Below are 15,819 nucleotides of genomic sequence, written 5' to 3'. Positions count from 1 at the left end.
CCCGGCACCCGCTGCGCCACCTGGCGTTCGCTGGCCGACAGTCCGTAGACGTACCTGGCATGCAGGGTGACCCGGTGACCGCTGTGGGTCCGTGCCCGGGAGCGCGGCGGCGCAGAACACAGCGGGTCCGGGCATGACCAACCCGCGACCGTGTACTAGAGTTATCTCGACATCGAGATATCTGCCTAGGCGCACCGTGATCGCCACCCTGGTAAGGCATGCCTAACTTAGTCTGACCTTACTGGATCGGCCAAGTCGGCGTGGCGGCACGATGACGGTGGTACGCGCACATCAATGAAGGAGACTGTCGTGTCGGCGAACAGCTTCGACGCCCGTAGCACGCTGCAGGTGGGCGACGAGTCGTACGAGATCTTCCGGCTGGACAAGGTGGAAGGCTCGGCTCGCCTTCCGTACAGCCTGAAGGTGCTGCTGGAGAACCTGCTCCGCACGGAGGACGGCGCGAACATCACCGCCGACCACATCCGCGCCCTCGGCGGCTGGGACTCGCAGGCCCAGCCCAGCCAGGAGATCCAGTTCACGCCGGCTCGCGTGATCATGCAGGACTTCACCGGTGTGCCGTGTGTCGTGGACCTCGCGACCATGCGTGAGGCCGTGAAGGAGCTGGGCGGCGACCCGGCGAAGATCAACCCGCTGGCCCCGGCCGAGCTGGTCATCGACCACTCCGTCATCGCCGACAAGTTCGGCACCAACGACGCCTTCAAGCAGAACGTCGAGCTGGAGTACGGCCGCAACAAGGAGCGCTACCAGTTCCTGCGCTGGGGCCAGACCGCCTTCGACGAGTTCAAGGTCGTCCCCCCGGGCACCGGCATCGTCCACCAGGTGAACATCGAGCACCTCGCCCGCACGGTCATGGTCCGCAACGGCCAGGCCTACCCGGACACCCTGGTCGGCACCGACTCGCACACCACCATGGTCAACGGCCTCGGCGTCCTCGGCTGGGGCGTCGGCGGCATCGAGGCCGAGGCCGCCATGCTCGGCCAGCCGGTCTCCATGCTCATCCCGCGCGTCGTCGGCTTCAAGCTGACCGGTGAGCTCAAGCCCGGCACCACCGCCACGGACCTCGTCCTCACCATCACCGAGATGCTGCGCAAGCACGGTGTGGTCGGCAAGTTCGTCGAGTTCTACGGCGAGGGCGTGGCCGCCACCTCCCTCGCCAACCGCGCCACCATCGGCAACATGTCGCCGGAGTTCGGCTCCACCGCCGCGATCTTCCCGATCGACGGTGAGACCCTGAACTACCTCAAGCTCACCGGCCGCTCCGAGCAGCAGGTCGCCCTCGTCGAGGCGTACGCCAAGGAGCAGGGCCTCTGGCTGGACCCGAAGGCCGAGCCCGACTTCTCCGAGAAGCTGGAGCTCGACCTCGCCACGGTCGTCCCCTCCATCGCCGGCCCGAAGCGCCCGCAGGACCGCATCGTCCTCGCCAACGCCGCCGAGCAGTTCAAGACCGACGTCCGCAACTACGTGGACACCGCCGACGAGGCGGGCAAGGAGTCCTTCCCGGCCTCCGACGCCCCGGCGTCCGCAAACGGCGTCCCGTCCAACCCGGTCACCGTGACCGCCCCCGACGGCACCTCGTACGAGATCGACCACGGCGCGGTCACCGTCGCGGCCATCACCTCCTGCACCAACACCTCGAACCCGTACGTCATGGTCGCCGCCGCCCTGGTGGCCAAGAAGGCGGTCGAGAAGGGCCTGACCCGCAAGCCCTGGGTCAAGACCACCCTCGCCCCGGGCTCCAAGGTCGTCACCGACTACTTCGAGAAGGCGGGCCTGACCCCGTACCTCGACAAGGTCGGCTTCAACCTGGTCGGTTACGGCTGCACCACCTGCATCGGCAACTCCGGCCCGCTGCCGGAGGAGGTCTCCAAGGCCGTCAACGACCACGACCTCGCCGTCACCTCGGTCCTCTCCGGCAACCGCAACTTCGAGGGCCGGATCAACCCCGACGTCAAGATGAACTACCTGGCCTCCCCGCCGCTGGTGGTCGCCTACGCGCTCGCGGGCTCCATGAAGGTGGACATCACCAAGGACGCCCTCGGCACCGACCAGGACGGCAAGCCGGTCTACCTGTCCGACATCTGGCCGACCGAGGCCGAGGTCAACGACGTCGTCGCCAACGCGATCGGCGAGGACATGTTCAACAAGTCCTACGCCGACGTCTTCGCCGGTGACGCCCAGTGGCAGTCGCTGCCGATCCCGACCGGCAACACCTTCGACTGGGACCCGCAGTCGACCTACGTCCGCAAGCCCCCGTACTTCGAGGGCATGCAGCACGAGCCGGCCCCGGTCACCGACATCGCCGGCGCCCGCGTCCTCGCCAAGCTCGGCGACTCGGTCACCACCGACCACATCTCGCCCGCCGGCGCCATCAAGGCCGACACCCCGGCCGGCAAGTACCTCACCGAGCACGGTGTGGAGCGCCGCGACTTCAACTCCTACGGCTCCCGCCGAGGCAACCACGAGGTCATGATCCGCGGCACGTTCGCCAACATCCGCCTGCGCAACCAGATCGCGCCGGGCACCGAGGGCGGCTACACCCGCGACTTCACCCAGGCCGACGCTCCGGTGTCGTTCATCTACGACGCCTCCCGCAACTACATCGAACAGGGCATCCCGCTGGTCGTCCTGGCCGGCAAGGAGTACGGCTCCGGCTCGTCCCGCGACTGGGCCGCCAAGGGCACCGCGCTGCTCGGCGTCAAGGCCGTCATCGCCGAGTCGTACGAGCGCATCCACCGCTCGAACCTCATCGGCATGGGCGTCCTGCCGCTGCAGTTCCCGGAGGGTGCCAACGCCGAGTCCCTCGGTCTGACCGGCGAGGAGACCTTCTCCTTCACCGGCGTCGAGGAGCTCAACAACGGCACCACCCCGCGCACGGTCAAGGTCACCACCGACACGGGCGTCGAGTTCGACGCGGTCGTCCGGATCGACACCCCCGGTGAGGCCGACTACTACCGCAACGGCGGCATCATGCAGTACGTGCTGCGCAGCCTGATCCGCAAGTAGTCCGCGGCTGCGGACCGCAGCGGTCCGCGCCGGCCTGTGAGGGCCGCGTCCCCGGTCACCGGGGACGCGGCCCTCCGCCTTCCCTTTGCGCGTTTCCTGTACGTGACATCGTCAAAGCTCAGTCGGAACACAGGGTTCCCCCAGCCAACCGGCACAGACTTGCTACATGTCTGCCACCGCAGGGGCCCGAACCGGCCGAGTCCGCGTCCTGATCGTCGACGACGAGCCCGGTCTCACCGAGCTGCTCTCCGCCGCCGTCGCCGACGCGGGCTGGCGCCCGTACCCCGCGCTCGACGGACAGAGCGCCCTGCGGCTGGCCCGCGGCTGCGCCCCGCACGCGGTGGTGCTCGACGGGATGCTGCCCGACCTCGACGGCCTCCAGGTGCTGCGCAGACTCCGCTACGAGATGCCGAGGCTGCCCGTCCTGATGCTCACGGCCCGCGACGCCATCGAGCACCGCATCGACGGCCTGGAGGCCGGGGCCGACGACTACGTCACCAAGCCCTTCTCCCTGGAGGAGGTCGTGCTGCGGCTGCGCGGGCTGCTCCGCCGGGCCGGCACCGAACAGCCCCCCGCCGACGACTCGGTACGCGTCCTCGGCGACCTGGTGCTGAGCGGCGAGTCCCGCGAGGTGCAGCGGGCCGGCACCCCGATCAGGCTCACCGCAAAGGAGTTCGACCTGCTCAGCCTGCTCCTGGACCATCCGCGCCAGGTGCTCAGCAAGGCCCAGATCCTCGACCACGTCTGGAGCACCTCCTTCGACGGCGGCGGCAACCTCGTCGAGGTCTACATCTCCAGCCTGCGCCGCAAGATCGACCGGGGCCGGGCGCCGATGATCCACACCGTGCGCGGCATGGGCTACGTCGTACGGCCCGTGGAGGACGGCAGATGACCGCCCGGCTGCGGAGCCGGTCGCTGCGCACGCGACTGCTCGTCTTCATCACCGCCGTCCTGGTCTGTGTGTGTGCCGTGATGGCCCTGACCACGGTGTTCGCCCAACGCGCCTATCTGATGGGCAGTCTGGACAACCAGGTGAGCGACGCGGCCGAGCGCGGCGTCGGCGGAGCCGCGCTGCACCCGGAACTCACCCGCGACCTGACCTTCCTCGGCGAGAGCGGCCACCCGGCCGGCATGCTCGCCGCCCGCCTGGACGCCGAGGGCGACATCATCAACGCGGCCGTGGTCAGCCAGGACGCGCCCCCGCGCTCCCTCTCCACCGCCCAGACCAACGCCCTCAAGGGCCTCGCCCAGGACGGTTCCACCCACACCCGTCAGGTCCCCGGCCTCGGCACCTACCGGGTCACCGCCCTGAACGCCGGCGGCGTCCGCGTCCTGGCCGGCCTCCCCATGGACGACGTACTGGACACCATCAGCGGCCTGGTCGAGGTCGAGATCGCCGTCGCCGCGGTCGGCCTCACGGCCGCCGGGTGCGTCTGCGCGGTGGTGATACGACGGCAGTTGCGGCCCCTCGGCCGGGTCGCCGCCACCGCCGTCGAGGTCTCCCACGCACCGCTCGGCCGGGGCCAGGTGACCGGCCTGACCCGGGTGCCCGAACAGGACACCGACCCCGGCAGCGAGGCCGGCCAGGTCGGCGCCGCCCTCAACCGCATGATCGACCACGTCGAGGCGTCCCTCGCGGAACGCCAGCGCAGCGAGGAACAGGTGCGCCGGAGCGAGGAGCGGATGCGCCGCTTCCTGGCCGACGCCAGCCACGAACTGCGCACCCCGCTCGCCTCGATCGCCGGGTACGCCGAGCTGATGAACCGCGGCACGGACCGCATCGAACCCGGCCTGGCCTGGCGCCGGGTCGACGCCGAGTCGGCCCGGATGCGCAGCCTGGTGGAGGACCTGCTGCTCCTGGCCCGCCTCGACGAGGGCCGCCCGCTGCAGTCCGCCGAGGTGGACATGGCGGCGCTGGTGGCGGAGGCGGTGTGGGACGCGCGGGCGGCCGGGGCCGGGCACGTCTGGCGGCTGGAACTCGATCTCGACGACGGCCCGGCACTGGTGCTGGGCGACGAGGCCCGCCTGCACCAGGTGGTGGCCAACCTGATGGCCAACGCGCGGGTGCACACCCCCGTGGGTACGACCGTGATCGCGACCGTCGAATCCACCCGGACCACCTGCGTGGTCCGGGTCCGGGACGACGGCCCCGGCATCCCGGCCGCCCTCCTGCCGACCGTCTTCGAACGCTTCACCCGGGCCGACACCTCCCGCACCCGCGCCGGGGTCCTGGAGGGCGGCTCGGGCCTGGGCCTCGCCATCGCCTCGGCCATCACCGCGGCCCACGGCGGCCGCATCGACGTACAGAGCACTCCGGGCCGCACGGAGTTCACCCTCGAACTCCCGGCCGCCGAACTCCCGACGACCGGAACCACGACCGCCGCCCGTACGGCACCTGTGTGAGCGGGTCCGGAGGCAGCGCCCCCAAGGGGGCGCGGGGAACTGCGCGACCAGCCACGACGGGGCAGCAGCCGGCCGACGGCACCGCGCGGTGATTCCAGCGGAGCGCTCGGCGGGGCACCACGCGGGCGGCGGGCCGGGACCGTCAGGGAGTGGTGGTGAACGCGTCGAAGTCGGCCTCGCCGGTGGTGCCCGAGGCGTGCGAGGTCTGGGTGAGGCCGACGTCCTGGGTGGCCGCGGCGGTCGGGACGGTGACGGTGCCGACCAGGTTCCAGGTGGCGTCGTCGGTGGAGTAGTAGCCGCTGTAGGTGGTGCCGTGGCGGACCAGCTTCAGCCACGACGGGTAGGTGGCGCTGCCGGTGGAGTCCTGGGAGTCCAGCGTTCCGTTGCCGTCGCTGTCCCAGTCGAGGAGGTAGCCGTTGGCCGGTGTGGCGACCAGGGCCAGATAGCCGGGCGAGGTGTTGGGCTGGGTGATGTCGTTGCGGACCATGATCCCGGCCTTCGCCCAGACGTCGGTGTCCGACTGGGAGTCGAGCTTCACGGTGGTCACGGAACCGTCGTGCTCGGCTCCGGGCAGGTAGACCGTGCCGTACTCGTTGGTGCCGTTGTAGAGGTCGGCGCCCTGGGCCCGGATCCCGAGCGCGGTGCCGGACTCGCTGAAGCTCGCCGTGGTGGAGGCGAACGTCCGGTACGGGGCGGTCACCTGATGGTTCACGGTGATCGTGTCACCGGCGGTGAGGTGCGTCTTCCCGGCCGACCGGAAGCGGTAGGCCGCCGTCCCCCGGAAGTCGCTGGAGGCGAAGAGCTTCGCCGAGGGCGGGATGGCCACGGAGTAGGTGGCCTTCAGCGCACGGCCGCCGCGGATCGTCCGGGCCCGCGTCGCCTGATGCGTGGTGATCTTCGTGCCGGACGGCCCGGTGAGGGTCAGGGCGGCGTCGGTGACCGGCTGCGAGCCGTTGTCGGACAGGACCGCGGTCACGGTACGCGTGGTGCTGTCGCTCGGCGCGGGGGCCCAGTCCAGCGCCAGCGAGACGTCCGGCGCCGCGCCGGTCACCGGGTGGCGGGTGCCGTGCACCCGGTACAGGACCACCCCGTGCGGCGGGACGTTCGCGGCGATCCGGCCCGCGGACTCGGTCAGCCCGTGGTCCCACAGGTCCCGCAGGGCGTAGTCACGCGCCTTGGGCAGGCCCAGCGCGGCCGCGGTAGTGGCGACCTCCCGGGGAGCCGAGCCGGTGTTGAACAGACCGACCACGGCGTCCCCGCCGGGCTCGGTCTTGGCGAACACCTGGGAGTCGGTGTCCGAGGAGATCCGGTGGGCGTCGATACCGTCCTGGTCGACCGCGAGCACGTCGCTGTTCTTCAGCAGGGCGAGGTCGGCGGGGTCGAGGTGGGTGAGGTCGGTGCCGAGGATCAGCGGGGAGGCGGCCAGCGACCACAGGCTCATCTGCGTCCGGCGCTCGTCGGGCGTCAGGCCGTTGTCGTCGCCGTTGCCGATCTCCAGGGAGTCGTAGTCGTTGTACCCGCCGGGACCGCCGTAGGGCGCCCACGCGGCGACCTGGTCGAACCGTGAGGCGACCGAGGCCCACGTGGTGAGCGGGTAACTGCTGCCGCCCGGCCCGCAGTAGCACTCGACGTCGCCGCCGGTGCGCCAGCCGTTGGAGAGCTTCGCCCAGGTGGCCGCGTTGTTGATGTCCAGGTTGTTGGAGAGCTCCAGATGGATCGGCCGCCCGGTGTGCCGCAGCGCGTCCGACCAGGCCTGCACGTCCTGCTGGTCGGGGGTGCCGACGCCGTCGATCTTGAGGTAGTCGATGCCCCAGCCGGCGAACTGCCCGGCCCAGGAGTCGATGAACGCCTGCGCGCCGGGCTTGGCGTAGTCGATGCCCACCATGCCGCCGCAGTTGTAGTTGTTCTCCGCCGTCGTGGTGGCGATGTCCCGGGCGTGGTACGCGGTCCCCTGGATCCCGGTGTTCTCGGCGACCGCCTGCCGGGAGATGCCCGGGGTCACGTACAGGCCGAACTTCAGCCCGAGGGAGTGGACGTAGTCGGCCACCACCTGGATGCCGTTCTCGGCGCCGCGGGGCGGGAACTTGGCGGGGTCGGTGACCCAGCGGCCGTACTGGTCGACGTCCGGACCCTGGCTGCCCGGGCACTGGTACCAGAAGTCGTCGACGTTGGCGTAGACGAATCCTTTCTTCGCGAGCCCGCTGTCCTTGAGCGCCTTCGCCTGCGCCTCGATGGTCGCCGCGGTCGGGTTGCGCCGGACGAAGCTCCAACTGCTCCACCCGAGGACGGGCTTGAGTCCGACACCGTTGTCATCGGCTCGCGCGGACTGTCCGCCGCCCGCGGTGACTCCCATCGTGAGCAGCACTGCTCCGGTGAACGCGGCCAGCACGCCGCGTATCCGTGTTCTCATGAGTTCTTCCTCCATCGCAGCGCCCTGACAGCGCGACGGTCGGTGCGGAAAGGCCGATGACTCAGAAACCGTCAAGAACCAACCTCATGGCCGCGTCAAGTGAACATGACCGCACGCCAGTCACCACATAGCGCGCTCGGCCAAGAATGGGTCAAGTCTGTGCGCGGGCTGTGGCGGGCTTGCCGCCGGCGATCTCGCCTGCCGCTCGGAGCGGTCAGGCCGTGCCGCACCGTTTACACCCGCCCCCCGTCCGCGCTAGCTTCACGGGGGAGTGGGGTGGGAGCGCTCCCATATATGCCCGACGGACCGGAACCCGCCAGGCGGCGGGCCCGCTTCCGCCCCACGCTTGCTCCCCATGGCCCGCGCACGGCCGTTCACCTCGCACGGACGTGCGCGGTCTGCTCTGGGCGGACCCGGTGTCGGTGCACACCGGGTCCGCGAGCCGGGCAGGCGAGGGGGGTGGGTGGGCCTGTCCGGGGGGAGTTGCTCGTGATGCCTCGTGCGCGTCCGCTCTGCGGCCTGTGTCGGTCCCGTGACGGGCGACAACGTTGTCTCATGGTCTGTACATGACTTTACCGCCTCAACGGACAACGATGTCAACCCACTTCGGGTCACCCGACCGGGTGAACCGGTGCCGAGCCGTCCGCGGCATGCGCGGTCTTCCGTGGTACCGGTGGCGCACGTTACTGTCCCTGCGGCTTGTGCGACCCGTGGTGCGCGACCCGTCCGGAGGAGGAAGGGCCGCGTCATGCGTTTCCGACCCATGTCCCTGCTGCTGGCCGCGGTACTCGCGGCCGGCGGCTCCCCCACGCTCGGCTTCGCGGCGACCGCCGGCGCACCACCCGAACTGGTCAAGGACCCCACGGCGTACGTCGATCCGCTGATCGGCAGCAGGAACGGCGGCAACACCTTCCCCGGCGCCGTCGTGCCGTTCGGCATGGTCTCCTGGAGCCCGGAGAACACCAGAGGCGACGCGACCAGAACGGCCGCACCGGGCGGCTACCAGTACGACGCCACCCGCATCCGCGGCTTCAGCCTGACCCACATGTCCGGCACCGGCTGCGCGGGCGGCAGCGGTGACATCCCGTTCTTCCCGTACGCCGGCGAGGTCACCTCCTCCCCGGCGAGCGACACGAAGGACGCCGTCTACGCCTCGGACTTCAGCCACGCCGACGAGACCGCGGAGCCCGGCCACTACCGGGTGGGCCTCGCCTCCGGTGTCACCGCCGACCTCACCGCGACCGCCCGCACCGGTTCGGCCCAGTTCACCTACCCGTCCGACAAGCCCGCTTCCCTGCTGATCCGCACCGCCAACTCCGAGGTGGGATCGGCCGATTCGACGGTCACCATCGACCCGGAGGCCCGCACCGTCTCCGGCTCGGTCACCTCAGGCGACTTCTGCGGCTACCTCGACCCCGAGGGTCGACGCTCCTACTACACCCTCTACTTCACCGCCCGCTTCGACCGCGCCTTCACCGCCACCGGCACCTGGCAGGACGGCACGCTCAGCCCGGGCTCGACGACCACGTCCGGCGGCACCGGCGGTTTCTCCGCGAACGGCGGGCGACCGGTCGCCGGCAAGGGGGCGGGCGGCTACGTCCAGTTCGCGCCCGGCGCGGGCCCGGTGAACGTCAAGGTCGGCATCTCGTACGTCAGCCGGGCCGCCGCCGAGGTGAACCTGACGGCGGAGAACCCGCCGGGGCGCTCCTTCGACGCCGTCCGCGACGCGGCCCACCGCACCTGGCGGGACCGCCTCGACGCCATCCGCGTCGGCGGCGGTACGGACGCCGACCGCACCACCTTCTACACGGCCCTCTACCACTCCCTCTTCCACCCGAACGTCATCAGCGACGCCGACGGCCGCTACCGGGGCAGCGACGGCAAGGTGCACCGGGTCGCCCGTGGCCACCGGGCGCAGTACGGCACCTTCTCCGGCTGGGACGTCTACCGCGACCAGGTCCAGTTGCTGACCCTCCTGGACCCGCGCACGGGCTCGGACATCGCCCAGTCGCTCTACGAACTCGCACGGCAGAACGGCGGGGTCTGGGACCGCTGGCTGCACGGCGCGAGCGGCACCCACGTCATGAACGGCGACCCGTCGCCCACCGCCCTCGCCGGCATCCGGGCCTTCGGCGGCACCGACTTCGACCTGAAGGGCGCGCTGGCCTCGCTGGTGAAGGCGGCGACGGTCCCGACCGCCCAGGACCTGTCCCCGGCCGGCAAACCGGTGCTGTCGACAGGCCAACGGCCGTCCCTGGACAAGTACGTGGACCACCACTACATGCCGTCCGTGTCGAACGCCTGGGGCGGCGCCGCCGAGACCCTGGAGATGTCCACGGCCGACTTCTCCCTCTCCCAACTCGCCACGGCAGCCGGGGAGAAGGGGACGGCTGCGGCATTCGCCGACCGGTCCCAGTGGTGGCAGAACAACTTCGACATCGCCGCCGACGCCACCGGCGGCTACATCGCCAACCGCAAGGCGGACGGCAGCTGGGTCACCGGCTTCACCCCGGGCACCGGCAACGGGTTCGTCGAGGGCACCGCCGCCCAGTACACCTGGATGGTCCAGCACAACCCGGCCGGGCTCTTCGCCGCGATGGGCGGCACCGACAAGGCGCTCGCCCGCCTTGCCGCCTTCTTCCACGACAGCGACGGCAGCTGGGCCTTCACCGGCAGCGGCGGCGACAAGTCCGAGCTGGACAACGAGCCCTCGCTCAACGTGCCCTACCTGTACGACTACGCCGGAGCGCCCTATCGGACCCAGGAGACCGTCCGCGCGGCGATGACACGGCTCTGGTCGGCGCAGCCCGGCGGCATCCCCGGCAACGACGATCTCGGCGCGATGTCCTCCTGGTACGTCTTCTCTGCGCTCGGCATGTACCCGCAGGTCCCCTCCCGTGCCGAACTCGTCCTTGCCTCACCCCTGTTCGAGCGCGTGGAGATCGACCGCCCGGCCGGCGGCGACATCTCGATCCACGCCACCGGGGCGGCGGGCGGTGCCCCGTACGTCCAGTCCCTGAAGGTCAACGGCCGCACCAGCGACCGGCCTTGGCTCGAAAGCTCCTTCGTCCGCAACGGCGGCCGGCTCGACTACATCCTCGCCACGACCCCGAACCGCACCTGGGGCGCGAGCGACCCGCCCCCGTCCTTCCGCCAGGGCGAGCAGCCGTACCAGATCGGGGTCGGTCCGACGACGGCCACGATCGCGCCCGGCGACAGCACGGCGCTCACCGTCCGCGCCCTGTCCCTGTCCGGCGGCACCGGCCCCGAGGTGCGCTTCCGCGTCGAGACACCGGACGGCGTGTCGGCCAACCCCGCGGAGGGAACCGTCACCGGCGGCTCCCGGCAGATCACGCTCACCACCACCCCGGGCACCCCGCAGGGCTACTACGACGCGAAGGTCACCGTCACCTCGGCCGGCTCCTCCTACGTCCAGCCGGTCGCCCTCACCGTCGCCGCGCCCGGCACCCTCCTCGCCGCCTACTCCAGCACCGGCATCTCGGACGACTCCGGCGACCACGACGAGGCCGACTTCGACGGCGGCGGCTGGAGCTACTCCCGCCAGGCCCTCGCGGCGGCCGGTCTCACCCCGGGCGACCGGGGCACGGTCGACGGCCTCGCCTACACCTGGCCGAACGCCCCGGCAGGCCGGCCCGACAACGCGACGGCCACCGGCCAGACCGTCGAACTCCCCACCCCCGCCACCACGCTGTCCTTCCTCGGCAGCGCCACCAACGGCAACCAGTCCGCCCAGGCGACCGTCACCTACACCGACGGCACCACGGGCACCGTCGACCTCGCCTTGACCGACTGGACCGTCGGCGGTGGAGGCGGCACCGTCCAGTACGGCAACGAGATCGTCGCGAGAACCGCCTACCGCAACGTCTCCGGCGCCGACAGGGACCCGGTGGCCACCTATGTCTTCGCGACCAGGCCCTTCACGGCCCCGGCCGGCAAAACCGTCAGGAGTGTCCGACTGCCCGAGAACAGCGACCTGCACGTGTTCACCCTCGCCACCGGCTGACCGGCGAACGACAGAGGGGGGCGGCCCGGCGGGCCGCCCCCCTCTCCGTGCCGCTGTCGCTGCCTCAGGCCAGCAACTCGACCTCCGCCAGCGTGGACTCACCGGTCAGGACGAGGCGGTAGTGGGTGTACGCGCCGGGCTTCTGGACGGTGTACGCCCGTGTCTGCAGGTTCCAGTCGAAGGATTCTCCGGAACGCTCGTCCACGGTCTGCCAGTTGCTGCCGTCCGTCGAGGCCTGGAGGGTCCAGCCGGTCGGAGCCTTGGTGTGGTCCGACGGTGAGGTGAGGGTGTACTGGATGCCCTTGACCGACCCGGTCACCGGGAGGTCCACCGAGGTCACCGTCTCCTCGGTCGCCGAGGTGTTGTCGAACAGGGAGCCGTCGGCCTTCAGGACGTCCGCGCGCGGAGCCGGGACCTTGTCGTCCTTGGTGATGGAGACCGGGGCGGCGTCCTTGCCGGTGCCCCAGTTCGACGGCTTCGGGCCCATCGTGAAGTCGATGACCCCGCCCTTGGAGAGGAGGGAGTGGGGGAGTGAGGTCGACGTCCAATTAGTGCCGTTGACGCGGACATTCTGCACGTAGACGTTCCTCGCGCTGTTCTGCGGGGCCTTGATCACCAGGTCGTGGCCGTTCTCCAGGTGGACCGTCGCCTTCCTGAACAGCGGGGAGCCGATCGTGTAGTCGCCGCTGCCCATCACCAGCGGGTAGAAGCCGAGGGCCGAGAAGAGGTACCAGGCCGACTGCTCGCCGTTGTCCTCGTCGCCGTGGTAGCCCTGGCCGATCTCGCTGCCGAGGTAGAGCCGGGAGAGCGCCTGCCGGACGTAGGCCTGCGCCTTCCAGGGCTGCCCGGCCGCGTCGTACATGTAGATGACGTGGTGGGCGACCTGGTTGGAGTGGCCGTACATGCCCATCCGGACGTCCCGGGCCTCGGTCATCTCGTGGATGACCCCGCCGTAGGAGCCGACGAAGTCGGGAGAGGCCGTCTCGGGCGTCGCGAAGAACTCGTCGAGCTTGTCGGCGAGACCGGACCGGCCGCCGTACAGGTTGGCGAGACCCCGGCTGTCCTGCGGTGCGGTGAAGGCGTAGCCCCAGCCGTTGGTCTCGGTGTAGTCGTACCCCCACACCCGCGGGTCGTACGACGCCGAGTCCACCCGCCAGTCGCCCTGGGCGTCCTTGCCCTGGAAGAAGCCGGCCTTCGGGTCGAAGAGGTTCACGTAGTCCTGGGCGCGGTTGAGGAAGTAGTCCGACTCCTCCTTGTAGCGCTTCTCGCCCGTCTTCCTGTACAGCGCCTTGCCCATCTCGGCGATGCCGTAGTCGTTGACGTACCCCTCCATGGCCCAGGACAGGCCCTCGCGGGTGTCGTCGCTGGTGTAGCCGAGGAACGGGGAGGTGGACATGCCCTTGCGGCCGACGCCCGAGGAGGGCGGTACGACGGTCGCGTTCTTCAGGGCCGCCTCGTACGCCGCCTTCGCGTCGAACTTCACGCCCTTGACGTAGGCGTCCGCGAACGCCACGTCCGAGGAGGTGCCGGTCATCAGGTCGGCGTAGCCGGGTGAGGACCAGCGGGAGGTCCAGCCGCCGTCCTTGTACTGCTGCACGAACCCGTCGACCATCTCCCCGGCCTGACCTGGCGTCAGGAACGAGTAGGCCGGCCACGTCGTGCGGTACGTGTCCCAGAAGCCGTTGTTGACGTACACCTTGCCGTCCACGATCTTCGCGCCGGTGTGCGTCGGGGTGTCCTGGCTGGTCATCGGCGAGAAGGGGGAGGCGTACCGGTACGTCGAACCGACTTTCTCGAAGCCGGAGTTCGGGTACAGGTACAACCGGTACATGCTGGAGTAGAGCGTGGTCAGCTGGTCGGCCGTGGCGCCCTCCACCTCCACCTTGCCGAGCAGCGTGTCCCAGACCTTCTGGGCCTGTGCCTTCACCGTGTCGAAGGAGGTGCCGTCCGGGATCTCCTGGCGCAAATTGTCCCTGGCCTGGTCGATGCTGATCAGGGAGGTGGCCAGCCGGAGCGTGACGGTGTGGTCGGCGCCCGCGTCGAAGCGCAGGTACCCCTTGACCCCGCTCGAGTCGCCGCCCGTCACGGGCCTGTCGAAGACGCCGTAGACGAAGAGCCGGGTCGCGCCGGTCGACAGGCCCGACTTGACGTCGGAGTAGCCGGTGACGGTCCCGTGCTCCTTGTCGAGGGTCAGGCCCGCCTGCTCGGTCACGTTGTCGAAGATCACGCTCGCGTCGTCGCCCGGGTACGTGAAACGCAGCGCGGCCGCGTGGTCGGTGGGTGTTATCTCGGCCTTCAGCCCGTTCTCGAACCTGACGCCGTAGTAGTAGGGCCGCGCGGTCTCGTTCTCGTGCCGGAAGGCGAGTGCGCGGGCCTCCCGGCCGGTGTCCGGGGTGCCGGCGGCGGACGGCATCATCTGGAAGGTCTGCCGGTCGCCCATCCAGGGGCTCGGCTCATGGCTCGCGCTGAACGCCTGGATCATCGGCAGGTTCTCGTCGCTGTTCGCGTGCGCGTACTCGTACAGCCAGCTCTCCGAGGACGCGTTGGTCACCGGCGTCCAGAAGTTGAAGCCGTGCGGCAGGGCCGTCGCCGGGAAGTTGTTGCCGCGGGAGAAGCTGCCGCTGGAGTTGGTGCCGCGGGTGGTCAGCGCGTAGTCGGACAGGTGCGCCTTCGGCTTCTCGGGCGCCACCGGCTTCAGCGACACGTCGTCGATCCAGCCGCGGAACTTCGCCGGTCCGGCGGGGGAGTCGTAGCCCACCAGGATCCGGTCGACCGTCTTGCCGGCCGCCACCGAACCGATCACCGACGAGATGTCGTTCCACTGGTTGACGTACAGCGCCTTCGACGCGCCCTGCCCGCGCGGCGAGAGCGCGAACCCGTGCTGGTCGACGGCCCCGAGGTCGCTCAGGTAGGTGCCGTCCGTGAAGGCCAGGTCCACCGCCACGTTGGTGGCGTCGTAGTCGAGGTCGCCGTCGGCCATCGAGGGGAAGATCCGGTACCCGAGCCGCGTGTCCCGGCCGACCTTCACGTTCACGTCGAAGACCTTGTTGTACGAGTACGCCCGGCCGGTCGCCGTGTGCCGTCCCGCGTAGCGCAGGGCGTGCGTTCCGGTGAACCCGGCCCGCGCCTTCGCCGTCGGCGAGCCGGTCGGGCCCTTGTCGACCAGCGAGAGCATGTCCTGGGGCACAGGACCGCCGCTGCCGCCCGTGGAGAACTGGACGTCGGCGATCTGGAGGATGTCCGGGGCGCCGTTGTTCTTCGTGACGTCGAGCCGGAAGTGCTGGTACTCGGCCGGTGCGGAGAGGTCGTACGACTTGGTCTGGAACCGTTCCGTGAAGGCCTCGCCGGTCCGGGTGTCGACGGTCTTCCAGTCCTTGCCGTCCGTCGAGCCCTCAAGGGTCCAGTCCGCGGGGTCGCGCTCGGCGTAGTCGTTCGCCGAGGTGAGGGCGTAGGTCACCAGCTTGACGGGCTTGTCGAAGTCGAACTCGGCCCAGCCGGTGGGCTCGAAGGTGAGCCACTTGGTGCCGGACTCGCCGTCGACGAGGTTCTCCTTGACCTCGCCCGCGCCGGTGTTCTCGCCGCTCGCCCGCACGTCGGTGACGTGGTCGGTGACGTTGCCGGGGATGCCGGTGCTGTAGCCGCCGTCCACCCCAAAGGCGCGGGGGGCGCCGCTCGGGTCGGTGTCCACGGTGTCGGACCAGTCCGGTGACGGATCGCCAGACTCGAACGAGGATGCGAACTGCGTAGCGGCGGCCGGTGCCTTCGCCGGCAGCGCCACCGCTGCTCCCTGGGAGCCCAGGGTCATGACTACGGCGGCCGCGATCACGACCGCCGTACCAGATCCGTGCCCTGTTCTTCGCTGCGTTCTCCGCTGCATCACAACGGGTACCCTCCCTGCCACATGAGACAACGTTGTCAGCTGCGTGGCGCAGGAACCAGTAGGTGGTCAAGTGACCCG

At 70.3% G+C, this 15,819-nt stretch carries 6 protein-coding genes; 4 read left to right on the top strand and 2 right to left on the bottom strand.

What is annotated here, in order from left to right; genetic code table 11:
• The first annotated feature begins 309 nt into the window (after positions 1–309).
• The 3 genes from acnA to ACFY0K_RS43250 all read left to right on the top strand — a co-directional run bounded on the left by acnA (position 310) and on the right by ACFY0K_RS43250 (position 5,427).
• Positions 310–3,024, top strand: coding sequence for an aconitate hydratase AcnA (gene acnA / locus ACFY0K_RS43260; RefSeq protein WP_390644526.1), 2,715 nt, complete (start codon positions 310–312; stop codon positions 3,022–3,024).
• Between the two features lie 166 nt (positions 3,025–3,190).
• Entirely contained in the window at positions 3,191–3,916 is a 726-nt protein-coding gene (locus ACFY0K_RS43255) for a response regulator transcription factor (RefSeq protein WP_351962598.1), read from the top strand.
• Entirely contained in the window at positions 3,913–5,427 is a 1,515-nt protein-coding gene (locus ACFY0K_RS43250; protein ID WP_390644525.1) for an ATP-binding protein, read from the top strand. Before ACFY0K_RS43255 ends, ACFY0K_RS43250 begins: the two co-directional genes overlap by 4 nt.
• A gap of 142 nt (positions 5,428–5,569) precedes the next feature.
• On the opposite strand, the gene ACFY0K_RS43245 is transcribed toward ACFY0K_RS43250, so the two are convergent.
• Complete coding sequence (locus ACFY0K_RS43245; protein WP_390644524.1) at positions 5,570–7,837, bottom strand: NEW3 domain-containing protein; 2,268 nt, start codon at positions 7,835–7,837, stop codon at positions 5,570–5,572.
• Between the two features lie 748 nt (positions 7,838–8,585).
• Here ACFY0K_RS43245 and ACFY0K_RS43240 point away from each other — a divergent pair.
• On the top strand, positions 8,586–11,861 hold the full coding sequence (locus ACFY0K_RS43240; RefSeq protein ID WP_390644523.1) for a GH92 family glycosyl hydrolase: 3,276 nt from the start codon (positions 8,586–8,588) through the stop codon (positions 11,859–11,861).
• Between the two features lie 64 nt (positions 11,862–11,925).
• On the opposite strand, the gene ACFY0K_RS43235 is transcribed toward ACFY0K_RS43240, so the two are convergent.
• Positions 11,926–15,666 carry a GH92 family glycosyl hydrolase gene (locus ACFY0K_RS43235; RefSeq protein ID WP_390644547.1) on the bottom strand — a complete coding sequence of 1,247 codons (3,741 nt, stop codon included), beginning with the start codon at positions 15,664–15,666 and terminating at the stop codon, positions 11,926–11,928.
• Positions 15,667–15,819: the final 153 nt, after the last annotated feature.

It is taken from the genome of Streptomyces sp. NPDC001507 (genome assembly GCF_042894765.1).
Classification (GTDB): Bacteria; Actinomycetota; Actinomycetes; order Streptomycetales; family Streptomycetaceae; genus Streptomyces.
Note: the sequence above shows the minus strand (reverse complement) of the source record. Positions and strands in the feature narration are given on the sequence as shown.